Source organism: Microbacterium flavescens, from assembly GCF_018588945.1.
Taxonomy (GTDB): domain Bacteria; phylum Actinomycetota; class Actinomycetes; order Actinomycetales; family Microbacteriaceae; genus Microbacterium; species Microbacterium flavescens.
The window spans coordinates 124,286-147,486 of record NZ_JAFIWA010000002.1 but is presented as its reverse complement, the minus strand read 5'-3'; the positions used below and the strand labels follow the sequence as shown (position 1 = coordinate 147,486).

Sequence of the window (23,201 nt, the reverse complement as noted above, 5' to 3'; positions counted from 1 at the left end):
TGGTAAACGAGAACGGGGGAAGATGGCCGCATGACCCGCGTCGTCGACACCGTCCGCGCACTGATCGCGCCCCTCACCCGCACCCGGGTGTTCCGCAGGGTTCTGGGCCCGGTGCTGCTCCCTCCGATCGAGCGGTTCGTCACGCGGATCTCGCGCGGACGCGTGCAGGTGAGCGGGCTGCTCGTCCCCTCGCTCGTACTCCACACGACGGGCGCCAAGTCGGGGGAGCCGCGCGATGCACCGCTGATGTACTGCCCCGACGGCCGGGGCCGGGCGATCGTCGCCGGCACGAACTTCGCCGGGGAGCGGCATCCGGCATGGACGAGCAATCTGCTCGTGCACCCGGATGCCGCCATCACGGTGCGCGGCCGACGGATGCCGGTGCGGGCGAGCCTCGTGCCCGGTGAGGAGCGCGATGCGGTGTGGACGCACATCGAGAGGCAGTGGCCCGGCTACCGCAACTACGAACGGCAGTCCGGTCGCACCGTGCGCCTGTTCCGCCTGCAGCCTGTCCACAGGCCGCCGGAGGCTGCGCCGAGCGGCCAGTAGTCTCGGCGAATGACTCGCCTGTCGTTGCGTCCTCTCCCCCTTCTCGCCGCTGCGGCGCTGGCACTCGCGCTGACCGCCTGCACCGCCTCGCCCACCACCGACACGGTTCCCACAGGCCTCGCATCCGAGACCTCGACGCCGAGTCCCACCCCCACGCCCACCGAGACCGCGGCTCCGGTGGAAGACCCCTCCGATCCCTCCACCTGGCTCATCACGACCGCGGGAATCGGCCCGTCGCAGCTCGGCGATTTCGACGACGACGCCATCCTCGCTTCCGTGGCGCCGGCGTTCGTCTTCGAGATGCGCTGCGAGGGACTGACCGCCTTCGCGCCCGCCGCGCCCGACTCGCCGCTGAGCCTCGTGACTGCCGTCAGCGGCACCTCCACGCCGGAGCACCCCGGCTTCTACCGCGCGGTGACCGTCAGTGCAGTCGAAGCCGCGCCGCTCGGCGAGGTCGACGCGTCACCGAGCACGGCGGAGGGAATCCGCCTCGGATCGGCTCTGTCCGACCTTCAGGCCGCCTATCCGTCGCTCGAGGCGTGGGCCGACCCGCGAGGCGCGAGCCCCGGATTCACCGACTACGTCTTCACCGACGCAGCCGGCTCCCTGCTGTTCGGCGTGAAGGGCGATCGGATCCTCACCATCACCGCGACGTTCGACCTGCCCCCGGTCGGCTACTGCAGCTGAGGGGCGACGCCGATCAGGGCGCGAGACGCTCGACGGTGCGCGGACGCACGATCAGCCAGAGCGACAGCGCGCCGATGACGGCGCATCCCACCATCACCGACGCCATCGTGGTGGCGGTGATGCCGGAACCGGCCGAGATCCATCCCACGACGGGCGTGATGATGCCCGCGACGCCGAAGTTGGTGGCGCCGATGATCGACTGCGCCGTTCCGGCCGCCTTGCCATGGCGGTCGAGCGCGAGCACCTGCACGCACGGGAACGTGAAGCCGCACGCCGTCATGAAGAAGAACAGCGGCACGATCGTGCCCCACAGGCCGAGGCCGAGCTGGTCGGTGATGATGATGGCGGATGCCGCGACCACGAGCACGCCCGTCGACCACGCCATGACCCACTGAGGTCCGAATCGCGCAGCGAGCCGCGCCGCGACCTGGACGCCCAGGACGACGCCGAGCGAGTTCGCGGCGAACAGCAGACCGTACTGCTGCGGGTCGAACGCGTACGTCTGCTGGAACAGGAACGACGAGGCCGAAAGGTACGAGAACAGGCCGCTGAAGGTCATGCCGCCGATGATCAGCACGCCGATGAACACGCGGTCGGAGAACACGCTCCGGTAGCGCTGCCACACCGTCGTCACGCCCTTCTCATGGCGGCGCGCGGGCGGCAGCGTCTCGGGGATGAAGATCGCGGCGGCGACGAGCATGATGCTGCCGTACACGCCGAGCACGACGAAGATGCCCCGCCACGGCATGACGAGGAGGAGCGCGGAGCCCACCAGCGGCGCGAGCACGGGCGCGACGCCCGAGACCAGCGCGAGGCGCGAGAGCATCACGACCAGCCGGCGACCGCCGAACAGGTCGCGCACGACGGCGGCGGCGATGACGCCTCCGGCAGCGGCACCCGCGCCCATGAAGACGCGCGCCACCGACAGCAGCTCGAGGCTCGGGGCGAGGGCTGCCGCAAGGCTGGCGACGACGTGCAGCGCGGTCACGACGAGCAGCGGAACCCTGCGGCCGATCTTGTCGCTCAGCGGCCCGACGATCAGCTGGCCGAGCGCGAATCCGACCATCGTGCCCGTGAGCGTGAGCTGGATCGCCGCAGCGGTCGTCTGGAACTCCGACTCCAGCACGGGGAACGCCGGCAGGTAGAGATCGATCGTGAACGGGCCGAGGGCCGTGAGCGCGCCGAGCAGGACGATGTAGAGGATGCGCCGGCGGTGCGGGATCGAGTCGCCCGGGTGCAGGACGATCGGCGCGGTGGCGGGATTGGCGCCGAGGGTGCGGATCGCGCCGGTCGACGACACGGGAGTTGTGCGGAGAGCGGGGTCGGCCGGGGAGTGCTGGGTGGGGATGGAGGCAGTGTCGAGCACGGTCACATTCGTTTCGGCGGCGATGCGGGAAGGCGTCGACGCCGATGGAACGGCTCAGGCGCGCAGAGGAGGAAGGAATCGTCGAAGGAAATCGAATCGATTCGAGAACCAATGATAGCGGATGCCTCGTCCCCGCCCGCAACTCGCCGGGGCGCGGCATCCGCTCGCCGTTCGGAACGGTCACGGCCCCCTGTCGGCGCCTTCCCAGGCGTGCGCCGCATGCGCTCGCATAGGATTGCCCTGTCCTGTCCCTTGCCCGCGACGGCCTCTTGCGTCACGCCGGGTGCCCGAGCCGAGATCACGCACATGACCCCGACACCCCCGAGCCCCTCCGACAAGCGCGCCAGCGGCAACCCCGCGAAGCAGGCGGAGATCAACCTCACCGTCAAGCAGCAGCGCGAGCAGAAGCGTCAGGAGAAGCTGGCGGAGTACCAGAAGCAGCTCGCCAAGCGCCGTCGCAGCAAGCTCGTCTGGTGGGTCGTCGGCATCACCGCCGCGGTCGTCGTCATCGGTCTCATCGTGGCGTCGATCGTGTTCGCGCCCGCTCCCCCCAAGGCGTACACGCCGGGCGGCGAGGGCGTCGAGATCGAGGGCGTCGAGACCTACGAGAACACCACGCAGCACGTCGAGGGTTCCGTCGAGTACGAGCAGACCCCGCCCGCCGGCGGCCCGCACAACGCCGTGTGGCTCAACTGCGGCCTCTACGACCAGCCCGTCCCCAACGAGAACGCGGTGCACTCGATGGAGCACGGCGCCGTCTGGGTGACCTACAACCCCGAGGACATCTCGGGCGACGACCTGTCGACGCTCGAGTCGCAGCTGCCCTCGACCTACGTGGTTCTCTCGCCGTATGAGGGTCTGGACGCTCCGATCGCCGTGACGAGCTGGAACCACCAGCTCAAGGTCGACTCGGCCGACGACGAGCGCATCGCGCAGTTCTTCGAGGAGTACTGGCGCAGCGCCGACGTGCCCGAGCCCGGTGCGGCGTGCACCGGCGCGCTCGACGCACCCGGCAAGCGCTGAGTCCAGCCATGAGCGACGAGTCGCCGGCTCCCACCGCGGTCGGACCGCGCTGGTGGGTCGTCGCACTCGTCCTCGTCGCGGTCGCCGGTCTCGCGTTCGCGATCGGGCGCTTCTCGACCTTCGGGGCGCAGGCTCCGAGCACCGCACCCGGGTCGTCCTCCGCCGAGGCGGGATTCGCCCGCGACATGCAGGTGCACCATGCTCAGGCCATCGAGATGGCGATGGAGATCTACCGCAAGACCGATGACCCCGAGCTGCGCGTGCTCGCCTACGACATCGCCACCGGTCAGTCGGCTCAGCGCGGCGAGATGTTCGATTGGCTCGTGCAGTGGGGCCTCTCCCAGTCGGGCGAGCCGATGATGAGCTGGATGAGCGGCTCGGAGGCCGGTCATGGCCACGGCGGCGACGCCGAGGAGCCGATGACCGACGCGGAAGCGCATGAGGCCATGGGCATGGCATCGGCCGACGAGATCGCCGCACTGGAGGACGCGACGGGCCAGGAGGCCGATTGCCTGTTCCTCGAGCTGATGATCCGGCACCATGAGGGCGCGATCCCCATGGCCGAGGCGCTCGTCGAGCTGGGGAGCGACCCCCGCGCGCTGCAGGTGGCACGGGCCATTCAGGACGGCCAGACCGCGGAGATCGACGCGATGGAGTCGATGCAGGCACGGCTCGGCTGCGGCTAGCACCGCCTCACGACGAAGCGGCGTCCGTGCCCCCCGGTACGGACGCCGCTTCGGTCGTCTCAGCCCTTCGTCGCTCCGGCGAGCAGGCCCCGGACGAAGAACCGCTGCAGTGCGAAGAACACGACGAGCGGGAACAGGATCGTCAGGAACGTCCCCGCCGCCTGCAGGAACCACTGGTTGCCCCAGGTGCCCGAGAGCGACGCGAGCGATTGCGTCATCGGCAGCGATGACGATGGCGCGAAGATCGTCGCCACGAGCAGGTCGTTCCACACCCAGATGAACTGCAGCACCGCGTACGACGCGAGCGCCGGCGTGGCCAGCGGGAGGATGATCCGGAAGAACACCTGCCCGTGCCCCGCGCCGTCGACGCGTGCCGCCTCGATCACCTCGTGCGGGATCTCGGCGATGAAGTTGTGCAGCAGGAACACCGCCAGCGGGATCGCGAAGATCGTGTGGGCGATCCAGATCGTCGCGAAGCTGCGGTCGACATCGCTCATGTCGAGCCCCGGGAAGATCGTCACGCCGTTGACCGTCAGGCCGCGCGAGAACAGGCTCAGCAGGGGAACGAGCGCCATCTGCAGCGGGATGATCTGGAGCGCGAACACCGCGACGAACAGGAACCCCTTGCCCTTGAAGTCGATCCACGCGAACGCGTAGGCCAGCATCGAGGCCACTGCCATCGCGAAGAACGCGACCGGGATGGTGATGGCGAGCGAGTTGACGAAAGACTGCGCCAGGGTGAGCGTCGTGCCGCCGGCGGTGAGCGCCGCCTCGTAGTTGCTCAGCGTGAAGTTCGGGTCGACGAACACGGTCCACCAGCCCGTGGACTGAACATCGGCCGGCGGGCGGAACGACGTGACCAGCAGCCCGAACGTGGGGATCGTCCAGAAGAACGCGATCACGATCGCCGCGATCGTCGCCCCCTTCGACGTCAGGCGCTTCTGGGCGAGCCTCTCGTGCTTGCGCGTCTCGCGCGCGACTTCGCGAGCCGTCCGCGCATCGGGATTCGGCTCGATGACCTCCACTCCGACAGTCATCGGATCTCCCTCTGCTTCCTGATCTGAATCACGTTGAAGACGATCAACGGGACGACGAAGATGAACAGCACCACAGCCAGCGCCGCGGAGTGCCCGTAGCTCTGGAACCGCTGCTGCTGGTTGACCATCTCGAACGCGAGCACGGTCGAGTCGTTTCGGCCGCCGGTCATGACGGCGACGATGTCGTAGATCTTCAGCGCCCCGATGGCGATCGTCGTGACGACCACGACGATCGATGAGCGGATGCCGGGAACCGTGACGTTGCGGAAGCGCTGCCACGCGCTCGCGCCGTCGAGGGCGGCCGCCTCGATCTGCTCGGTGGGCACGGCCTTGACCGCGGCGGAGAGGATGACCATCGCGAGGCCGGTCTGACTCCAGATGAACACGACGAGCAGGAGCAGCGTGTTCACGAGTGGAGTGATCGACAGCCACGCAACGGGTGGCAGGCCGAAGGCGGTGACGATCGCGTTCAGCAGGCCGAGCTGGTTGCCCTGCTGGTAGTCGTACATGAAGCCCCAGATGATGCCGGCACCCACGAACGAGATGGCGAAGGGCATGAAGATCAGCACCTTCAGCACCTTCTCGCCCCGCGCACGATCGATGAACACCGCGTACGCGAGCCCGATGATCGTGGCGAAGGTCGGAGCGACGAGGACCCAGATGATCGAGTTGATGACCGACCAGAAGCCCTGCGGATTCGTGAACACCCACACGTAGTTGTCGAGCCCGACGAAGCTCTGTCCGCTCTTGTCGAAGAACGACTGGATGAAGGTGGCGATCGCCGGGTACAGCAGACCGACCAGCAGCAGGATCAGCGCCGGAGCGGCGAAGAAGACCAGCTGGTACAGGTGCCCGGCCCCTTCGCGCGAGCGGTAGTCCGCCCAGAACAGCAATCCGCCCAGCACCACCGCGATGGCGAGGACGTAGATGACGGCGTTCTGGTAGGGGCGCAGGAGCATGAACGCCAGCACGGGGATCGCGAAGCAGGTCACGAGCCGCAGCCAGAAGTAGAACCGGCCGGGGCGCGGCGCGTACTCGATCAGCAGCAGGATGAGACCGATCACCGCGAACCAGACCAGCAGCACGACGGGGATCTGGATGAGCGGGTTGAGGTCGCCCAGCCAGCGGAAGAAGCTGTTGAGCGAGAACCCGATGGTGGTGGGTCGTGCGTCCTCGACGGGAGGACGCGTGACCAGGAACAGGATCAGCGCCGCCACGAGGACGAACCCGATCGCGACGACGAGCCGGGTGACGCGGCGTCTGCGCGAGAGGCCGGCCTCCTTCGCGTCAGAGTGTGCGGTGCCGGTCAAGGACGCGTCAGTCGCGTCGGACACCTTCGTTGTATCGGTCATGGATGCCTTCCGAGTGCCTCATCGAACCGGGATGGAACCGTGGCCTGGACACCGCTCGCCCTGGCCGGTGATCCGGTCGGGCCGCTCGCTCGCGGCGAGCGGCCCGACCGGGGCGTGAGCCTGGGCTCAGTCGTCGTAACCGGTCTGGATGTCGCTCAGCACCGTCTCGGTGTCCTTGCCGTCGATCCAGTCGACCATGCCGCGCCAGAACGAGCCCGAGCCGACAGTGGCCGGCATCAGGTCGGAGGCGTCGAAGCGCACCGTCGTGTTCGGGTCCTGCAGCAGGGTCATCGCCTCGGTGAGGAACTCGCTCGATGCGAGGCTCGGGTCGGCGTTGAGGTTGGCGGAGATGTTGCCGCCGAGTCCGACGCGGATGTCGGCCCACTCGGGGGTCGACATGTACTCCGCGACCGCCTGCGTAGCCGCGTCGTCCGAGAAGAGCGTGACGAACTCGCCGCCGACCTCGATGGTCGCAGCACCCGCCTCATTGCCGGGCAGAACGAAGGCGTAGACGTCTCCGTCGGGCGCCACATTCGGCGTCGCGCCCTCAGCGGTCTGCACGTCGAGGAAGTTGGCCGACAGGAACGATGCCTGGTGCGTCATCGGGCAGGACCCGTCGGCGACCTTGGCAGCGACGTCCGCGAACGCGACGTCGTTGATGCTCGCGACATTGCCGAATCCGGCGTTGACCCACTCCGGGTTCAGCAGGATCTCGCCGACGGCATCGAACGCCTCCTTGATCTCCGGGTCGGTGAACTCGACCTCGTTCGCGATCCACTGGTCGTAGACCTCGGGGCCGGACTGGCGCAGCACGAGGTCTTCGATCCAGTCGGTGCCGGGCCAGCCGGACGCCGCCTCCGAGAAGAAGCCGGCACACCACGACGGCCCGCCGCTCGCCTCGGCGATCGTGGCCGAGATCTCGAGCAGCTCGTCCCACGTCTCGGGAACCTCGACGCCCCATTCCTCGAACTTCGCCGGGGAGTACCAGACGTAGCCCTTGATGTTGGCGAGCATCGGTGCGGCGTAGAACACGTCGTCGACCGTGCCGTAGGACTTCCAGTCGGGCGACCAGTTCTCGTCGACGTTCGCCTCGACCTCTGCCGGAGCCTCCTCCACCTCGCCGGTGCCGACGAGCGTGCGGAGCAGACCGGGCTGCGGGACGATAGCGATGTCGGGGGCGTCGCCGCCCTGGACCTTCGTGACGATGTTGCCTTCGAACGCCTTGTCGCCGGTGTACTCGACGATGACGCCGGTCTCCTCGGTGAACGCGTCGAAGGACTTCTGCATGTTCTCGGCCTCGATGCCGGTGATGCCGCCGGCGATCGTGACGGTCTCGCCTTCGATGTTGCCGTCGTCGCCCTCGTCGCCGCCGCCTTCGGCGCAGCCTGCGAGGGCAAGGGTCGCGACGGCTGTGACTCCGAGCGCGGCGAGCAGGTGGCGCCGCTTCGGCGTTCGCATTGCAGTCATGTGTGCCTCCTCATTGAGTTCGTGCGGAACGCTGTCGCTCACCCGCACGAACAATCGGGAACCGATTCCATGTTCACGCTAGGGGATTCGCGGTGGCCCGCACAATCGTCGTTGATCACAACTCGGTAAATGCCGGGGCGACGGTGGCGCATCGATCGCGGGCACGGCACAATGTCCACGGAACCGGTTCCACAAACCTCGCCGATGCAGGTGGAGCCGCCGGACTGCCGAGGAGGGCCCATGGCGGGCATCGCCGACGTCGCGCGCGCCGCGGGTGTGTCGAAGTCCACGGCCAGCCGCGCACTCACCGGCGCCGGGTACGTCTCCGACGAGACACGTGCGCGGGTGCAGGAGGTTGCGGCCACGCTCGGCTACGTCCCGACGACGAGTGCCGTGAGCCTCGTCACCGGGCGCACGCAGACCATCGGAGTGGTCATGCCCACCCTCGACCGGTGGTTCTTCGCGCACGTGCTGGAGGGCATCCAGGACGCTCTCCTCGAGCGCCGGTACGACCTCGCCCTCTACGGCGCCCGGCCGGAGTCGGCGGCTCGACGCGAGATGTTCGAGCACTTCCTCGCCCGCAAGCGGTTCGACGGCCTGATCGCGGTGGGCATCGAGCCGAGCGCCCACGAGCTGGAGCGCCTGGTGGCCTTCGGCAAGCCGGTGGTCAGCGTCGGCGGCTACGACGTCGGGACGAACGCTGTCTCCATCGACGATCGCGCGGCAGGACGCATCGCGACCGAGCACCTCATCGGACTCGGGCACCGTTCGATCACGTTCGTCGGCGGCGATCCCGACGGCAGGCGCACCAGCTTCGGCGACCGGCAGCGACTCGACGGCTACTTCGGAGCGATGCGTGCCGCCGGGCTCGAGGCATCCGCTCGGCACTCTCCCTCGGAGGCGACCATGCCCGGCGGATACGGGGCGGCGGCGCAGCTGCTGGGCGACCGCCGCGATCGGCCCACGGGGCTCGTGGGTGTGTGCGACGAGGTGGCGGTCGGTGCCATCATCGCCGCGCGGCGGCTCGGCATCCGCGTGCCGGACACGCTCAGTGTGGTCGGAATCGACGATCACTCCTACGCGGACATGTTCTCCCTCACCACGATCCAGCAGAAGCCGCACCAGCAGGGGCGCGCGGCGGTGCAGCTGCTCATGTGGCAGCTCGACGACCCCGAGGCGCCGATGCATCGCATCTACGAGTCGTCGCCGCTCATCGTGCGCAGCTCGACCGCCGCGATCGACGACGAGGCCTCGGCCATCGTGGGCGTCTCCACCTGACCGCCCCGCGGGCAAGACGAAGGCCCCGCGTGCAGAGCACACGGGGCCTTCGAAGGAAGAACGAGATTACTTGAGGGTAACCGTCGCGCCGGCCTCTTCGAGAGCGGCCTTGGCCTTCTCGGCGGCCTCCTTGTTGGCGCCCTCGAGGACAGCCTTCGGAGCACCGTCGACGACGGCCTTGGCCTCGCCGAGGCCCAGCGAGGTGAGCTCGCGGACCGTCTTGATGACCTGGATCTTCTTGTCGCCGGCAGCCTCGAGGATGACGTCGAACGAGTCCTTCTCCTCCTCGGCAGCGGCCTCGGCACCTGCGCCACCAGCGCCGGCAACGGCGACGGGGGCGGCAGCGGTGACGTCGAACTTCTCCTCGAACGCCTTCACGAACTCGCTGAGCTCGACGAGGGTGAGGTCGGCGAACTGCTGAAGCAGTTCCTCAGTGGTGAGCTTCGCCATGATGTGTCTCCTAGATAGATGGGGTTGTGGGAAGAGATCGCCGGTCGCTCACGCGGCCTCGGCGGTCTCCAGCTTTTCGCGAAGCGCGTCGATGGTCGCGGCAGCCTTGCCCATCGTCGCCTTCATCATGCCCGCGGCCTTCGCAAGCAGAACCTCACGGCTCTCGAGCGAGGCGTACTTGTTGACCTCGTCGGCGCTGAGGGAGTTGCCCTCGAAAACGCCGCCCTTGATCACGAGAAGCGGGTTGGCCTTGGCGAAGTCACGCAGAGCCTTCGCAGTGGCGACGAAGTCGCCGTGCACGAACGCGATGGCCGACGGACCCTTGAGGTCGTCATCCAGCGACGTGATCCCCGCGTTGTTCGCGGCGATCTTGGTCAGCGTGTTCTTCACCACGGCGTATTCCGCGTCCTGACGAATGCTGTTGCGCAGCTGCTTGAGCTGGGCAACCGTCAGACCGCGGTACTCGGTCAGCAGAACGGCGTTCGAGTCCTCGAAGTTCTTCGTGAGCTCGGCAACCGATGCATCCTTCTGCGCCATGGTCACTCCTTGTGTGTTCGAGACGCTCCGCGATGGCGGGGCGTCGGCCTCGACATCCGCTCATCTGCTCTCACCACGGCAAACAAGAAAGCTCCGGCGCAAGCGCACGGAGCTTCATCAGTTCGTGTCACCTGCGCGGGCCCCTGCGATGCAGTGCTTCGATCTCCGTGCGCTTGCGCGCACGTCGATGACCGGCGGTCTTCGGTTGACACCCAGTGTACGTGAGCCCCCCATGCCCGCCAAATCGGCGCCGGGATCAGGCCGTGATGAAGTCGCGGTACCGGTCGAGCGCCGCGGCCACCTCGGCGTCTGTCGCCCTGCCGGGAGTGAACAGCTCGGGGACCGGCTCGTCGGCGTGACGGGCCACGGCGATCGAATGCGTCCACACTCCGATCGCCTCGCCGCGAGCGATCAGGATCGGCCGCACGATGCCGTTCATGCTCGGGCCGATCGACGCAAGGAACTCCGGCGCGCACGGCACGGTGCGATCGACGTACGAGAGGTAGTACTCCTCGAACGGCGGGAGCGCGAGCACCGCCGGTGCCGACGCACTGCGGCGGGGCCGCGGCCCCGCCGCGATGTAGAGCGGCTCAGGTGAGTCTTCGACGACGACGAGACGATCGGATGCCCGTTCCGCCGCGGCCCGCGAGATTCCGAGCGGCAGCCCCGTCCACCACGCGAAGTCCCGGGCGCCGGCCGGCCCGTGCGAGGCGATGTAGCGGAAGAACATCTCGGCGACGGGATCGGCCGGGGACGCGGCATCCGTCACCCACTCCTCGGTCAGCACGAAGTACTGCTCGCGGGTCGGAGCCCCCGGCCGCGGCACGACGGGGGCCTGGCAGATGACGGTGCGCAGCGACAGCGCGACGAGGAGGTGGTAGCCGCGCTGGCGGGCGGTGCTCACTCCCCCGCTCTCGAACGCGGCGAACAGGTCTTTGCGGGTGAGGCGGTTGCCGCCGCCGAGGGCGGTGCGTGCGATCCGCTCGGCGCGGGCGAGCTCTTCGTCGTCGATCGCCTCGGCACGGCGCACGGCCGCAAGCTGACGTGCCTGCCGCTCGCCCGTGACCGACAGCACCCACGCGAGGTCGCGGGCCGCGAGCAGGTGGATCGTGCCGCGCTGCGTCCACGAGCGCACGATCTCGCCGCGATCGAATGCGGCATCGACGTCGCGCACCGTCATGCGCCCGCGGGTGCGCGCCGCGATCGCCCATCGGCCGCCCCAGAACTCCTGCGCCTGGGTGGCGAGCATGTGCGAGGCGGCCTCGAGCACCGTCGACGCAGGCGCGCTGAGCCGGTGCGAACGAAGACGCTCGTGACGGAGGTCCGCGTGGTTCATGCCCCCATCATGGCGCGCCCTACGGACGCTCTCCGCGCCTCCCCCGCCCTCTCCCGGTTTGAGTGTCCAGGACCCGCCGTCACTCGCCCGGGCGGCGCGGCGTGTCCTGGACACTCAACAAGCGCGGGTCAGGCGAAGGGGTTCGCCGTGAGCGTGTACTTCGTCTGGAGGTACTCGTGGATGCCCTCGGCCCCGCCCTCGCGCCCGAGACCGGACATCTTCCAGCCGCCGAAGGGCGCGGCGGCGTTGGAGACGACGCCCATGTTGAGGCCCATCATCCCGGTCTCGAGCCGCTCGATCATGCGTTGTCCGCGGGAGAGGCTCTCGGTGAAGACGTAGGAGACGAGGCCGTACTCGGTGTCGTTGGCGATGCGGACCGCGTCGTCCTCGGTGTCGAACGGGATGATCGCGAGCACCGGGCCGAAGATCTCCTCGCGGAGGATGTCGCTGCCGGGCTGCACGTCGGTGACGACGGTCGGCTCGTAGAACGTGCCGACGCCGTCCACCTCGCTGCCTCCGGTGCGCACCTGCGCACCGCGCTGGACCGCGTCGGCGACGAGCGAGGTCGCCTTGTCGACGGCGTCCTGGTTGATGAGCGGGCCGATCGCGACGCCGTCCTCGGTGCCGCGTCCGATCTTCAGGTCCTTCACCCGCTCGGTCACCCGGCGGGCGAACTCGTCCGCGACCGAGCGCTGGACGATGAAGCGGTTGGCGGCGGTGCAGGCCTGGCCGATGTTGCGGAACTTCGCGAGCATGGCCCCGTCGACCGCCTTGTCGAGGTCGGCGTCGTCGAACACGACGAACGGGGCGTTGCCGCCGAGCTCCATCGACGTGCGCAGCACGCCCTGCGACGCCTGCTCGAGCAGCCGCTGGCCGACCGAGGTCGAGCCCGTGAACGACAGCTTGCGCAGCCGCGGGTCGCGGATGATCGGCTCGGACACCTTGCCCGACGTCGACGTCGTGAACACGTTCACGACGCCCTTGGGCAGCCCGGCGTCCTCGAGCAGCCGCGCGAACGCGAGCGTCGTGAGCGGGGTGAGCTCGGCCGGCTTGATCACGACGGTGCAGCCGGCGGCGAGCGCGGGGGCGATCTTGCGGGTCGCCATCGCGAGCGGGAAGTTCCACGGGGTGATGAGGAAGCACGGGCCCACCGGATGCTGCGACACGATCATGCGTCCGGTACCCTCGGGGTTCGCACCGTACCGGCCTTGCACGCGGGCGGTCTCCTCGCTGAACCAGCGCAGGAACTCGCCGCCGTAGGCCACCTCGCCGCGGGCCTCGGCCAGCGGCTTGCCCATCTCGATCGTCATCAGCAGCGCGAAGTCCTCCTTGCGCTCCTGCAGCAGGTCGAACGCCCGACGGAGGATCTCGGCGCGCTCGCGGGCGGGCGTCGCCGCCCACGCCGGGAACGCGTCGACGGCGGCGTCGAGAGCGGCCTTGCCGTCCTCGGGCGACGCGTCCGCGATCTCCTTGACCGTCGCGCCGGTGGCCGGGTCGTAGACCTTGAGCGTGCGGCCGTCCTTCGCCGCGCGCCACTCGCCACCGATGAACAGGCCGTCCGGGACGGACGCCAGCAGCTCGGTCTCACGGTTCTCGGTCACGGGGACTCCCTTGTCGTCATCGGATGCCGCGCACCCGCTTCTCATGGTCTTTCCGGGCAATTCTGCCCGTGGTGCGGACGCCCAGCCGATATACGTCGTGTACAGGCATCCGCTTCAATACTCCAGCGCGTACGCGGAGGTCACACCCGTGCGGGCGCGGGCTGGGCGTTCAGGCATCCGGCGAAGAACGCGGCGAGCTCGTCGGTCGCCGTCAGCGGCAGCACGGCGGCGACGTACTGGTCGGGACGCACGACGACCACGGCACCGTCGCGCGAGATGCCGCGCTCGGCGAAGATGTCGGCGGTGCTCCACGCGCTCGGACCGGCGGAGTACACCTTCTCCCAGTCGGTCAGGCCGAGGGGTCCGGTGCGGGGCAGGAAGATCTCCGGCGCCGCGGTGACCTCGAGCTCGTCGTGCGACTGCTGGTAGACCACCTTCACGTCGAAGACCGCGTCGATGTCGGCGCCGGCCGGCGTGTGGCGGGCGATGGGCGAGCCGTCCGACGCCATCCACTCGGCCCACGACGCGAGCGCCGAAGGCTGTCCTGCCGGCGGCGCGTCGGCGAAGGCGTACACGCGCCAGCGCCCGTCGGCCTTCGCGTGGTGGCCGAGGTGCACGACGTTGCCGTCGCAGACCCGCACGACCTCGACGGACTTGAACCGCTTGCCGAGGGGGAAGCCGTCGGCGAGAGCCTGGTGCGCGGCATCCGTCACCACCATCGACGGGCCGTACTGCGTCATGAATCCGGAGGGGAACTCCGCCGTGCCGAGGTAGAAGGTCGCGAGCTCCTGCGGGTCGGAGATCTCCTCGGGCTTGCGCGCCATGAGCGCCGACCACTCGCGGTCGAAGTCGATGAGCTGCTGCGCGACCGGCTGCCGCTCGGCCGAGTACGTCGACAGGAGCGAGGCGGGGCTCAGGCCCGACAGCACGTGCCCGAGCTTCCAGCCCAGGTTGAAGCCGTCCTGCATCGAGACGTTCATGCCCTGTCCGGCCTTCGCGCTGTGCGTGTGGCACGCGTCGCCGGCGAGGAAGACCCGCGGGTCGTGGGCCTGGTCGACGTCGACGTCGTCGAACTTGTCGGTCACGCGGTGGCCGACTTCGTAGACGCTGTGCCACGCGACCTGCTTCACGTCGAGGGAGTAGGGGTGGAGGATCTCGTTCGCGCGGCGGATGATCTCCTCGACCGGGGTCTGGCGCACGCGGCGGTCGTCGTCTGCGGCCACCTCCCCCAGGTCGACGTAGACGCGGCTGAGGTAGCCGCCCTCGCGCGGGATGTGCAGGATGTTGCCCGCCGCCGAGTTGATGGCGCACTTGGTGCGCCAGTCGGGGAAGTCGGTGTTGACCAGCACATCCATGACGCCCCAGGCGTGAGCGGCGAACGCGCCCACGTGCTTGCGTCCGATGGCCTCGCGCACGCCGCTGCGTGCGCCGTCGCAGCCGACGACGTACTTCGCCTGCACGGTGCGCTCCTCGCCGGCGCGGTCGCCGACGGTGTGCCGCACGCGGACCTCGACGGGGTACTCCCCCTCGTCGCGGGTCGTCAGGCCGAGGAACTCGATCCCGTAGTCGGGCACGATGCGTCCGGGGCCGTTCGCAGCGGCCTCGGCGAAGTAGTCGAGAACGCGCGCCTGGTTCACGATGAGGTGCGGGAACTCGCTGATCTTGAAGGCGTAGTCCTCCGTGCGCGCGGTGCGGACGATCTCGCTCGGGTTCTCGGGGTTGGGGCCCCAGAAGTTCATGTAGGCGATGTTGTACGCCTCCGCCACGATGCGCTCGGCGAATCCGAATGCCTGGAACGTCTCGACGCTGCGCGGCTGGATGCCGTCGGCCTGCCCCAGCACCAGACGCCCGTCGCGGCGCTCGATGATTCGCGTGGCGATGTCGGGGAACTGCGACAGCTGGGCCGAGAGCAGCATGCCCGCGGGGCCGGAGCCGACGATGAGAACGTCCATCTGGTCGGGAAGCTCGGCGGGCCGATCGAGGCCGATACCCGCGGCATCCTGCACGCGCGGCTCGCCGCTGACGTATCCGTGGTGGTGGAACTGCATGGGTGTCCTCCTCGGACGGCGATGTCGAGGGCTTGTGGCCGAAACAGACGGTGTTCTATATTGGAACGGATCGTTCTACTATTGAACAGATCGTATACGAAGTGACCCGGAGGGGCAAGAGAGGCGGCACGCATGGCCGACGAGCGCGCGCCCGCGTCGCAGACGTTGAGCCGCGGCATCCGGGTGCTCGAAGTGCTCGCCGACGCCCGCGAGCCGCTCTCGATCGACGCGGTCGCGAGCAGGCTCGACGTCCACCGCTCCGTCGCCTACCGCCTGGTGCGCACGCTCGAGGACCACGGCCTCATCACCCGCGACTCCAGCGGGCACCTGGCACTCGGCCCGCGGATGGCCGCGCTCGCGGCGGGCGTCGCGCACGACCTGCAGGCCGAGGCGCTGCCCGAGCTCACCGACGTCGCGAACGAGCTGGGCATGACGTGCTTCCTCAGCGTTCTCGACCACGACGAGTGCGTGACGCTCGCGAGCGTCGAGCCGCGGCACGCGGTCGCCTCGGTGGCGCAGCGGCCGGGGACGCGGCATCCCGTCACCCGCGGCGCCCCCGGCAAGGCGATCCTGACGCTCCTCCCCCACGCCGCGTGGCCGGCCGACGCCGACGAGCACCTGCGGGAGGAGGTGGCGGATGCCGCGGCCCGCGGCTTCTCCGAGAGCCACGACGAGGTCATCCCGAGTCTGCGCGCCGTCGCCGTGCCGCTGTCGATCCGCGGGAGGGGTCCGGCGGCGATCGCCGTCGTCTACCTCGCCAGCACGCACGAGCCGGGCGAGGTCGCCGCGCGCCTGGAGCGCTCGGCGGCCGTCATCCGCGGCGCGCTCGGAGGCTGAGCCGGGCGTCAGGCGAAGCGCTGCCCGACGAAGGCGATGTCGTAGTTCGCGACCCGCTGCGGGACGCCGGCGAACACCTCGGCGCGCGCATCGGATGCCATGTACTGCTCCTCCAGAGCGAGGAACGCGGCTTCGTCGCCCTCGGCGCTGACCGCCCATACGAACTCGCTGGACGCGGGCAGGCCGTAGGCGAACTCGATCGCGAATCCGGCGGCCGGACGCACGCGCGGCATGCAGCCCTCCCACCACGCGACGAACGCGTCGTACTCCCCTTCGACAAGCGTGTACCGGCGCAGCTGGATCGTCCTCATACGCCCCATCATGCCGCGTGGGGAGTCCTATACTCGAAGTCGTCCGGCGGGAGCGAGCCCGTCGGTGCTCGAAAAATGGGCACGCAGCGCGAACGCGCGAGACACATACGGCCTTCCACCGTTCCCGTCTTGCAGGAGTTCCCATGCCCACCGTCTCTGCGCACGTCGCACTCACCCTCGCCCGCCACATCGACCACGTCTTCGGCGTCATGGGCAACGGCAACGCGTACTTCCTCGACGCGCTCGAGCGCGCGACCGCCGTCTCGTTCACCGCCGTGCGGCACGAGGCGGGCGGCGTCGTCGCCGCCGACGCGTTCCACCGTGCCTCGGGCCGGCTGGCCGCCGCCACCGCGACGTACGGTGCCGGCTTCACGAACACCCTCACCGCGCTGGCCGAAGCCGTGCAGGCCCACGTTCCGCTCGTGCTCGTGGTGGGCGACGAGCCCACGTCGGGTCCGCGCCCGTGGGACGTCGACCAGATCGCCCTCGCGTCGGCGGTGGGCGCCCGCACGTACACCGTCGGACGAGCGGATGCCGCGGCCACGACCGTCATCGCGATCGAGCACGCCCTCACCTACCGGGTGCCGACGGTGCTCGCGATCCCCTACGACGTCGCCGCCCGCGACGCCGGCCCCGTCCCCGAGGCGCCCGAGCCGCGTCTTCCCGGCCCGCTGTCGCCCGCCGGACCGTTCGCGGAGGGCGCCGTGGGCGAGATCGCGGCCGCCCTCGCGGGCGCGCAGCGGCCGCTCCTGCTGGCCGGCCGCGGGGCATGGACCTCGGGGGCCGGCGAGGTCCTCGGCGAGCTGGCCGACCTGACGGGAGCGCTGACCGCCTCGACGGCGCTCGGACGCGGCGTCTTCCCCCGCGCCGAGTTCGACCTCGGCGTGACGGGCGGATTCGGCGCCGAGGGCGCGATGGAGCTCGTGCGCGAGGCCGATGTCGCGGTCGTGTTCGGAGCCTCCCTCAACCAGTTCACGATGCGCTTCGGCGACCTGTTCGCCCCCGGCACCCGCGTCTTCCAGGTCGATGTCACCCCCGCTGCGACGCATCCGCACGTCGGCGGATTCGTGCGGGGGGATGCCGCGACCATCGCCGGCCGGCTCGTCGAGGCGGTCCGGGGTGCGGGTGGCCGGAGCAGCGGGTGGCGGGAGTCGGTGGACGTCGTCGCGGCGCGCGCGTACGACGCCGGCGAGGGCGTCGCACCCGACGGACGCCTCGACCCCCGCTCGGTGGCCGCGCGCATCGCGGAGCTCCTCCCCGTCGACCGCGTGGTCGTCTCCGACGGCGGGCACTTCATCGGCTGGGCGAACATGTACTGGCCTGTCGAATCACCCGACCGCATGATGATGATCGGCACCGCGTTCCAGTCGATCGGCCTGGGCTGGCCGTCGGTGCCGGGCGCCGCGCTCGCACGCCCCGAGGCCACCGTGGTGCTCACGACCGGCGACGGCGGCGGGCTCATGGCGCTGTCCGACCTCGAGTCGGCGGTCCGCGTCGCGGGAGGCCGGGGCATGGCCGTCGTCTGGAACGACGCCGCCTACGGCGCGGAGGTGAACCTCTACGGGCTGAAGGGGCTCGCGAAGGAGCCCATGCTCATCCCCGAGGTCGACTTCGCCGCCCTCGCCGCCGGCGTCGGCGCCGAAGGGGTCGTCGTGCGCAGCATGGCCGATCTCGAGCGCCTCGCGTCGTGGACGGCCGAGGACGCGGCATCCCGCCCCTTCCTGGTGCTCGACTGCCGCATCTCGGGCGCGGTCGTCGCCCCGTACCAGCAGGAGATCATCCGCGTGAACTCCTGAGGCGGGAAGGGCGTTTCGTCTCGCTGCGCTCGCTCAACGACCGGGGGTCGCGGCTCAGCGGGAGGGAAGGGCGTTTCGTCTCGCTGCGCTCGCTCAACGACCGGGGGTCGCGGCTCAGCGGGCGGGAAGATCCCGGGTCGTTGAGCGAGGAGCGAAGCGACGAGACGAAACGCGTCAGGACCCGGTGAACCCAGGCTTGCGCTTCTCCTGGAACGCCGCGAACCCCTCGCGGTAGTCGGCGGTGTCGCGCAGCTCGGCCTGCCCGCGGTTCTCCTCGGCCACGACCCGCCAGAGCCGCTCGTCGCGCAGCTTGTCGATGAGGCGCTTGGACGCGAGGAACGCCTGGGTCGGGCCCGCCGCCGCCCGCGCGGCACGCTCCCGCGTGAAGGCCAGCAGCTCGTCGGCGGCGACGCTCCGGCTGAACATCCCGGCCGCGACGGCCTCGGCGCCGGTCAGCAGCTCGCCGGTGTAGATGAGGTCGAGGGCGCGGTGGGCACCGAGCCGCTCGTACAGCAGCGCGTGCCCGCCGGAGTCGAGCATCGCGCCGAGGTTCGCGAACGGAGACCCGACCTTGGCGGTCTCGGCGACGTAGACCACGTCGGTCGCGATCGCGAGGCCGAGGCCGACGCCCAGGCACGCGCCGTGCACGGCGGCGAAGGTCGGTGCGGGGAAGGCGGCCATCCGTCGCATCAGCGCCTCGACGGCTCCCAGGTATCCGCGCACGTCATCGGTCGCGGGGTCGACGCCGGCGATGTCGCGCCCGGCGCAGAACGCGCGCCCTTCGCCCCGCAGCACGACGGCTCGAGCGCCGGATGCCTCAGCCTCGGCGTATGCGGCATCCAACTCCGCGATCGCTTCGAGCGACAGGGCGTTGAGCTTCTCGGGGGCGTCGAGGACGATCTCGGCGAGGCCATCGTCGACGGAGCAGGTGATCACGGATGCCCTCTCAGACGTCGTAGTCGACCACGACGCGGTCGGTCGTGGGGTGGGACTGGCAAGTGAGGATGTACCCGCGCTCGAGCTCGTCCGGCTCGAGCGCGTAATTCTCGGTCATCGCGACGGAGCCTTCCCGCAGGAGCGCCCGGCAGGTTCCGCACACGCCGCCGGCGCACGCGAACGGCGCATCCGGGCGTACGCGCAGCGCGGCGTTGAGGATCGACTCGTGCGCGGCGACGGGGCTCTCGATCGTGGCCGACTGGCCGTCGAGCGTGACTTCGATGCGGTGGACGGGCTCGTCGGCCCTCACCTCGATCGGGCGGCCGGAGGGCGCCTCGGCCCGGCCGCCCTCACCCGTCGTGAACAGCTCGTAGCGGACGTGCTCGGGCGCGACTCCGATGTCGGCGAGCGTGTCGCGGCACAGCTGCACCAGCTCGAACGGTCCGCACAGGAACCACTCGTCGACGGTGTCGGGCAGGACCAGCGCGTCGAGGATGCGCCGCAGCCGCTCTTCGTCGATGCGCCCCGAGAGCAGCGGTGCCGCGCGCTGCTCGCGCGAGAGCACATGGTGCAGCGCGAGCCGCGACGGGTACCGGTCCTTGAGGTCGGCGAGGTCCTCGAGGAACATCACGTCGGTCGTCGAGCGGTTGGTGTAGACGAGGGTGAAGCGCGATGTCTCGGAGCGCTCGAGCACCGTTGCGGCGAGCGCCATGAGCGGGGTGATCCCTGAGCCCGCGGCGATCCCCGCGACGTGGGCGCCGTCGAGGTCGGCGAGCGTCGAGGTGAACGTGCCCTGCGGGCTCATGACGTCGATGCGATCGCCCGGCTTCAGCTCGGACTGCGCCCACGTCGAGAACCGGCCGCCCTGGTCGCGCTTGATCGCGACGCTGATGGTGAGCGGGCCGTCTCCGCCGCCGCCCGCATCGACCGCACGGCACAGCGAATACGACCGGCGCACCTCGTGGCCGTCCAGCGTCGTGCGCAACGCCACGTGCTGCCCGGCGAGGTAGTCGAAGTCGCCCCGCGCCTCTTCGGGCACGGCGAACGTGACCTCGACGGCGGCGTCGGTCAGCGGCCGCACCGCCGCGACGCGCAGGGTGTGGAATCGCGCGCGGCGCTTTGCCTCGCGCGGTCCGCCGACGGCGCTGGTGAGCAGGGCCTCGGCGATGCGCTCCCGCTCGCGGGCCCCGATGTTGTCGGCGGCCATCAGTGCACCTTGAAGTGATCGAAGGGCTCGAGGCACGCGCGGCACTCGTAGAGCGCCTTGCACGAGGTCGACCCGAAGCGCGCGAGCTCGCGGGTGTCGAGCGACCCGCAGCGGGGGCACTTCACGGCCAGCTGCAGCCGGATCGGCCCGCCCACCGACGCACGGCCGGTCGGCGGCGCGATGCCGTACGCGCGGAGCTTCTCGCGCCCCGCTTCGCTCATCCAGTCCGTGGTCCAGGCCGGGGTGAGCGTGAGGCGCACCTCGACTTCGGCGAACCCCGCGCCGGTGAGCGCGAGCACGATGTCGTCGCGGATCGCGTCGACGGCGGGGCATCCCGAGTACGTGGGGGTCATCGTGACCGTCACCCGATCGCCGTCGACGGAGACCTCGCGCAGCACCCCGAGGTCTTCGATCGTCAGGACCGGCACCTCCGGGTCGGGCACGGCCGCGGCGATCCGCCACGCGCGGGCGGAGGCATCCGCGACCGCCTCGCGGGACTGCAGCTCGGCGAGGGTCACCATGTCGCCCCCGGATGCTGCCGCGCGAGCACCTGCATCTCGGCGAGGATGTAGCCGAGCGTCGCGAAATGCCTGCCCTCGCGCCCGCCGCCGGCGCTCACGAATCCCTGCGGGACCTCGAGTCCGGCCTCGCCGAACACCGCGGCCACGACGGCGTCGAAGCCGGTACGCAGGCTCGACGGGCGCGCGGCCGCCGGGCCGAGCCGCTCGATGAGCGCATCGTCGCGGAATAGCTCGTCGACGTACGGCCACACATCGCCCACGGCGCGGATCATCCGCGCCCGCGACTCGTCGGTGCCGCCGGCGAGCCGCAGCGTCCACTGCACGGCGTGGTCGCGGTGGTACTCGACCTCCTTGACGGCCTTGGCGGCGATCGCGGCGAAGGTCTCGTCGCTCGATTCGGCGAGTGCCGTGTAGAGCTCGTACTGATAGACGGATGCCGCGAACTGGCGCGCGATCGTCTGCGCGAAGTCGCCGTTCGGCTGTTCGAAGAGCCACGCGCAGCGGAACTGCTGCTCGTCGCGCCAGTACGCCAGGTCGTCCTCGGTGCGGCCGTCGTAGGTGCCGGCGTAGCGGAGGAACGAGCGGGCGTGCCCGAGGAGGTCGAGCGCGATGTTGCCGAGCGCGACATCCTCCTCGAGCTCGGGGGCGCGTGCGATCCAGGCGCCGAGCTGCTGCGACAGGATCAGCGCGTCATCGCCGAGGCGCAGGGCGTACTCGGCGATGTCGGCGGTCGCCGCGCGGCCGCCTTCGCCTGCCAGTTCGTCGGCGAGCTCGAGGCGGTCGACGCTGACGTCGCCGTGCGCGTCGCGTTTCGTCTCGGTCGCTGCGCTCCCTCGCTCAACGGTCGTTGAGCGAGCGGAGCGAGACGAAACGCCCTGGCCATCCGTGCTCACAGGTGCGGCACCCCCTCGGACGCCGTGTAGTACACCGCGTGCCGGTAGTTCTTGCCCGCCGGGCTCTCGAAGAAGGCGCCCTTCGAGTCGGGGTCGCTCGTCGTGATCGCGTCTGCCGGGACGACCCAGACCGACGTGCCCTCGCCGCGGCGGGTGTACAGGTCGCGGGCGTTGCGCAGCGCCAGTTCGGCATCGGGCGCGTGCAGCGAGCCGGCGTGCACGTGGCTGAGCCCGCGGCTCGCACGCACGAAGACCTCCCACAGGGGCCAGGTCTCGCGGTCGGAGTATCCCGGAGTAGCCATCACGCCACCTTCCCTTCCGCGCGCGTGGCCTGCTTGCGGGCGTACTCGGCGGCCGCCTCACGCACCCACGCGCCGTCCTCGTGGGCGTTGCGGCGGTTGCGCAGGCGCTCGGCGTTCATCGGGCCGCGGCCGCGCAGGACCTCGTGGAACTCGGTCCAATCGATCTCGGTCATGTGCCACCGCTGGGCGTCCTCGTCCCAGCGCAGCTCGGGGTCGGGCAGCGTCACACCCAGCACCTCGGCCTGCGGCACGAGCATCCCGATGAACCGCTGGCGCAGCTCGTCGTTCGAGAAGCGCTTGATCTTCCACGCCATCGACTGCGCCGAGTTGGGCGATTCGTCGTCGGGTGGCCCGAACATCATGAGGCTCGGCCAGTACCAGCGATTGACGGATTCCTGCGCCATCTCGCGCTGCGCGACCGTGCCCTGCATGAGCGCGAGCAGGATCTCGAATCCCTGGCGCTGGTGGAACGACTCCTCCTTGCAGATGCGCACCATCGCGCGCCCGTAAGGCCCGTACGACGCCCGGCAGAGGGGCACCTGGTTGCAGATCGCGGCGCCGTCGACGAGCCAGCCGATCGCGCCCATGTCGGCCCACGTGGGCGTCGGGTAGTTGAAGATCGAGGAGTACTTCGCCCTGCCCGAGATGAGCTGCTCGGTCATCTCGTCGCGCGTGATGCCGAGGGTCTGAGCCGCCGAGTAGAGGTAGAGCCCGTGCCCGGCCTCGTCCTGCACCTTGGCCATCAGGATCGCCTTGCGCTTGAGGCTCGGCGCGCGCGTGATCCAGTTGCCCTCCGGCTGCATGCCGATGATCTCGGAGTGCGCGTGCTGCGAGATCTGCCGGATCAGCGTCTTGCGATACGCCTCGGGCATCCAGTCACGCGGCTCGATGCGCTGCTCCGCTGCGATGAGCGCATCGAATGTGGCCTGCTCGGCAGCCTCGTCGGGCTCGACCACGGTGAGGTCGGGTGCGGTCGTCATC

Annotated in this window: 23 protein-coding genes; 7 read left to right on the top strand and 16 right to left on the bottom strand. The window is 70.0% G+C overall.

Features of this window, described 5'->3' with window-relative positions:
• The first annotated feature begins 30 nt into the window (after positions 1-30).
• Together JX005_RS04325 and JX005_RS04320 are read left to right on the top strand one after the other, a co-directional pair.
• Entirely contained in the window at positions 31-549 is a 519-nt protein-coding gene (locus tag JX005_RS04325; RefSeq protein WP_214466203.1) for a nitroreductase family deazaflavin-dependent oxidoreductase, read from the top strand.
• Between the two features lie 9 nt (positions 550-558).
• Positions 559-1,236 carry a hypothetical protein gene (locus tag JX005_RS04320; RefSeq protein ID WP_214466202.1) on the top strand — a complete coding sequence of 226 codons (678 nt, stop codon included), beginning with the start codon at positions 559-561 and terminating at the stop codon, positions 1,234-1,236.
• Between the two features lie 13 nt (positions 1,237-1,249).
• Here the strand turns inward: JX005_RS04320 and JX005_RS04315 are convergent, their stop codons facing one another.
• Positions 1,250-2,602 (bottom strand): multidrug effflux MFS transporter, encoded by a 1,353-nt coding sequence (locus tag JX005_RS04315; RefSeq protein ID WP_214466201.1) that lies wholly within the window; start codon positions 2,600-2,602, stop codon positions 1,250-1,252.
• 306 nt (positions 2,603-2,908) lie between these two features.
• On the opposite strand from JX005_RS04315, the gene JX005_RS04310 reads away from it, so the two are divergent.
• Together JX005_RS04310 and JX005_RS04305 are read left to right on the top strand one after the other, a co-directional pair.
• Positions 2,909-3,625, top strand: coding sequence for a thioredoxin-like domain-containing protein (locus tag JX005_RS04310; protein ID WP_214466200.1), 717 nt, complete (start codon positions 2,909-2,911; stop codon positions 3,623-3,625).
• 8 nt (positions 3,626-3,633) lie between these two features.
• Positions 3,634-4,311, top strand: a complete 678-nt coding sequence (locus JX005_RS04305) for a DUF305 domain-containing protein (RefSeq protein WP_214466199.1) — start codon at positions 3,634-3,636, stop codon at positions 4,309-4,311.
• 59 nt (positions 4,312-4,370) lie between these two features.
• On the opposite strand, the gene JX005_RS04300 is transcribed toward JX005_RS04305, so the two are convergent.
• The 3 genes from JX005_RS04300 to JX005_RS04290 all read right to left on the bottom strand — a co-directional run bounded on the left by JX005_RS04300 (position 4,371) and on the right by JX005_RS04290 (position 8,167).
• Entirely contained in the window at positions 4,371-5,348 is a 978-nt protein-coding gene (locus JX005_RS04300) for a carbohydrate ABC transporter permease (RefSeq protein WP_214466198.1), read from the bottom strand.
• Entirely contained in the window at positions 5,345-6,700 is a 1,356-nt protein-coding gene (locus JX005_RS04295; RefSeq protein ID WP_214466197.1) for a carbohydrate ABC transporter permease, read from the bottom strand. Before JX005_RS04295 ends, JX005_RS04300 begins: the two co-directional genes overlap by 4 nt.
• 126 nt (positions 6,701-6,826) lie before the next feature.
• The gene (locus JX005_RS04290) at positions 6,827-8,167 is read right to left on the bottom strand and encodes an ABC transporter substrate-binding protein (protein ID WP_214466196.1); all 1,341 of its coding nucleotides are present in this window, start codon (positions 8,165-8,167) and stop codon (positions 6,827-6,829) included.
• Between the two features lie 240 nt (positions 8,168-8,407).
• Here JX005_RS04290 and JX005_RS04285 point away from each other — a divergent pair, with 240 nt between their 5' ends.
• Positions 8,408-9,445: a LacI family DNA-binding transcriptional regulator gene (locus JX005_RS04285; protein ID WP_214466195.1), complete on the top strand. Its 1,038-nt coding sequence runs from the start codon at positions 8,408-8,410 to the stop codon at positions 9,443-9,445.
• A 66-nt stretch (positions 9,446-9,511) separates the two neighbouring features.
• Here the strand turns inward: JX005_RS04285 and rplL are convergent, their stop codons facing one another.
• The 5 genes from rplL to JX005_RS04260 form a co-directional block, all read right to left on the bottom strand.
• A complete protein-coding gene (gene rplL / locus JX005_RS04280) occupies positions 9,512-9,895 on the bottom strand; it encodes a 50S ribosomal protein L7/L12 (protein WP_056118007.1) in 384 nt (127 codons plus the stop codon).
• 48 nt (positions 9,896-9,943) lie between these two features.
• Complete coding sequence (rplJ, locus tag JX005_RS04275; RefSeq protein ID WP_214466194.1) at positions 9,944-10,432, bottom strand: 50S ribosomal protein L10; 489 nt, start codon at positions 10,430-10,432, stop codon at positions 9,944-9,946.
• 256 nt (positions 10,433-10,688) lie between these two features.
• The gene (locus tag JX005_RS04270) at positions 10,689-11,768 is read right to left on the bottom strand and encodes a winged helix DNA-binding domain-containing protein (protein ID WP_214466193.1); all 1,080 of its coding nucleotides are present in this window, start codon (positions 11,766-11,768) and stop codon (positions 10,689-10,691) included.
• Positions 11,769-11,896: 128 nt separating this feature from the next.
• On the bottom strand, positions 11,897-13,414 hold the full coding sequence (locus JX005_RS04265) for an NAD-dependent succinate-semialdehyde dehydrogenase (protein ID WP_246533551.1): 1,518 nt from the start codon (positions 13,412-13,414) through the stop codon (positions 11,897-11,899).
• Between the two features lie 95 nt (positions 13,415-13,509).
• A complete protein-coding gene (locus JX005_RS04260; RefSeq protein WP_214466191.1) occupies positions 13,510-15,417 on the bottom strand; it encodes an FAD-binding monooxygenase in 1,908 nt (635 codons plus the stop codon).
• A gap of 132 nt (positions 15,418-15,549) precedes the next feature.
• On the opposite strand from JX005_RS04260, the gene JX005_RS04255 reads away from it, so the two are divergent.
• Positions 15,550-16,254: an IclR family transcriptional regulator gene (locus JX005_RS04255; protein ID WP_214466190.1), complete on the top strand. Its 705-nt coding sequence runs from the start codon at positions 15,550-15,552 to the stop codon at positions 16,252-16,254.
• 8 nt (positions 16,255-16,262) lie between these two features.
• On the opposite strand, the gene JX005_RS04250 is transcribed toward JX005_RS04255, so the two are convergent.
• The gene (locus JX005_RS04250; protein ID WP_214466189.1) at positions 16,263-16,565 is read right to left on the bottom strand and encodes a hypothetical protein; all 303 of its coding nucleotides are present in this window, start codon (positions 16,563-16,565) and stop codon (positions 16,263-16,265) included.
• Between the two features lie 143 nt (positions 16,566-16,708).
• Between JX005_RS04250 and JX005_RS04245 the strand changes: the two genes are divergently transcribed.
• Positions 16,709-18,361, top strand: coding sequence for a thiamine pyrophosphate-binding protein (locus tag JX005_RS04245; RefSeq protein ID WP_214466188.1), 1,653 nt, complete (start codon positions 16,709-16,711; stop codon positions 18,359-18,361).
• Between the two features lie 174 nt (positions 18,362-18,535).
• On the opposite strand, the gene JX005_RS04240 is transcribed toward JX005_RS04245, so the two are convergent.
• The 6 genes from JX005_RS04240 to paaA are packed head-to-tail and all read right to left on the bottom strand — an operon-like array spanning position 18,536 to position 23,200.
• Entirely contained in the window at positions 18,536-19,297 is a 762-nt protein-coding gene (locus JX005_RS04240; RefSeq protein ID WP_214466187.1) for an enoyl-CoA hydratase/isomerase family protein, read from the bottom strand.
• Between the two features lie 10 nt (positions 19,298-19,307).
• On the bottom strand, positions 19,308-20,504 hold the full coding sequence (paaE, locus tag JX005_RS04235) for a 1,2-phenylacetyl-CoA epoxidase subunit PaaE (RefSeq protein WP_214466186.1): 1,197 nt from the start codon (positions 20,502-20,504) through the stop codon (positions 19,308-19,310).
• Positions 20,504-21,025 (bottom strand): 1,2-phenylacetyl-CoA epoxidase subunit PaaD, encoded by a 522-nt coding sequence (paaD, locus tag JX005_RS04230; RefSeq protein WP_214466185.1) that lies wholly within the window; start codon positions 21,023-21,025, stop codon positions 20,504-20,506. The genes paaE and paaD overlap by 1 nt, the downstream gene beginning before the upstream one ends.
• The gene (gene paaC, locus JX005_RS04225; RefSeq protein WP_214466184.1) at positions 21,019-21,918 is read right to left on the bottom strand and encodes a 1,2-phenylacetyl-CoA epoxidase subunit PaaC; all 900 of its coding nucleotides are present in this window, start codon (positions 21,916-21,918) and stop codon (positions 21,019-21,021) included. The genes paaD and paaC overlap by 7 nt, the downstream gene beginning before the upstream one ends.
• Complete coding sequence (paaB, locus tag JX005_RS04220) at positions 21,915-22,220, bottom strand: 1,2-phenylacetyl-CoA epoxidase subunit PaaB (protein ID WP_214466183.1); 306 nt, start codon at positions 22,218-22,220, stop codon at positions 21,915-21,917. Before paaB ends, paaC begins: the two co-directional genes overlap by 4 nt.
• Positions 22,220-23,200 carry a 1,2-phenylacetyl-CoA epoxidase subunit PaaA gene (paaA, locus tag JX005_RS04215; RefSeq protein ID WP_214466182.1) on the bottom strand — a complete coding sequence of 327 codons (981 nt, stop codon included), beginning with the start codon at positions 23,198-23,200 and terminating at the stop codon, positions 22,220-22,222. The genes paaB and paaA overlap by 1 nt, the downstream gene beginning before the upstream one ends.
• Position 23,201: the final 1 nt, after the last annotated feature.

Bases quoted from the DNA above. Each gene is read 5' to 3' on its own strand.
- JX005_RS04325 (WP_214466203.1), top strand. From the start codon at position 31: ATGACCCGCGTCGTCGACACCGTCCGCGCACTGATCGCGCCCCTCACC.
- JX005_RS04320 (WP_214466202.1), top strand. From the start codon at position 559: ATGACTCGCCTGTCGTTGCGTCCTCTCCCCCTTCTCGCCGCTGCGGCG.
- JX005_RS04310 (WP_214466200.1), top strand. From the start codon at position 2,909: ATGACCCCGACACCCCCGAGCCCCTCCGACAAGCGCGCCAGCGGCAAC.
- JX005_RS04305 (WP_214466199.1), top strand. From the start codon at position 3,634: ATGAGCGACGAGTCGCCGGCTCCCACCGCGGTCGGACCGCGCTGGTGG.
- JX005_RS04300 (WP_214466198.1), bottom strand. From the start codon at position 5,348: ATGACTGTCGGAGTGGAGGTCATCGAGCCGAATCCCGATGCGCGGACG.
- JX005_RS04295 (WP_214466197.1), bottom strand. From the start codon at position 6,700: ATGACCGATACAACGAAGGTGTCCGACGCGACTGACGCGTCCTTGACC.
- JX005_RS04290 (WP_214466196.1), bottom strand. From the start codon at position 8,167: ATGACTGCAATGCGAACGCCGAAGCGGCGCCACCTGCTCGCCGCGCTC.
- JX005_RS04285 (WP_214466195.1), top strand. From the start codon at position 8,408: ATGGCGGGCATCGCCGACGTCGCGCGCGCCGCGGGTGTGTCGAAGTCC.
- rplL (WP_056118007.1), bottom strand. From the start codon at position 9,895: ATGGCGAAGCTCACCACTGAGGAACTGCTTCAGCAGTTCGCCGACCTC.
- rplJ (WP_214466194.1), bottom strand. From the start codon at position 10,432: ATGGCGCAGAAGGATGCATCGGTTGCCGAGCTCACGAAGAACTTCGAG.
- JX005_RS04270 (WP_214466193.1), bottom strand. From the start codon at position 11,768: ATGAACCACGCGGACCTCCGTCACGAGCGTCTTCGTTCGCACCGGCTC.
- JX005_RS04265 (WP_246533551.1), bottom strand. From the start codon at position 13,414: ATGAGAAGCGGGTGCGCGGCATCCGATGACGACAAGGGAGTCCCCGTG.
- JX005_RS04260 (WP_214466191.1), bottom strand. From the start codon at position 15,417: ATGCAGTTCCACCACCACGGATACGTCAGCGGCGAGCCGCGCGTGCAG.
- JX005_RS04255 (WP_214466190.1), top strand. From the start codon at position 15,550: ATGGCCGACGAGCGCGCGCCCGCGTCGCAGACGTTGAGCCGCGGCATC.
- JX005_RS04250 (WP_214466189.1), bottom strand. From the start codon at position 16,565: ATGAGGACGATCCAGCTGCGCCGGTACACGCTTGTCGAAGGGGAGTAC.
- JX005_RS04245 (WP_214466188.1), top strand. From the start codon at position 16,709: ATGCCCACCGTCTCTGCGCACGTCGCACTCACCCTCGCCCGCCACATC.
- paaE (WP_214466186.1), bottom strand. From the start codon at position 20,504: ATGGCCGCCGACAACATCGGGGCCCGCGAGCGGGAGCGCATCGCCGAG.
- paaD (WP_214466185.1), bottom strand. From the start codon at position 21,025: ATGGTGACCCTCGCCGAGCTGCAGTCCCGCGAGGCGGTCGCGGATGCC.
- paaB (WP_214466183.1), bottom strand. From the start codon at position 22,220: ATGGCTACTCCGGGATACTCCGACCGCGAGACCTGGCCCCTGTGGGAG.
- paaA (WP_214466182.1), bottom strand. From the start codon at position 23,200: ATGACGACCGCACCCGACCTCACCGTGGTCGAGCCCGACGAGGCTGCC.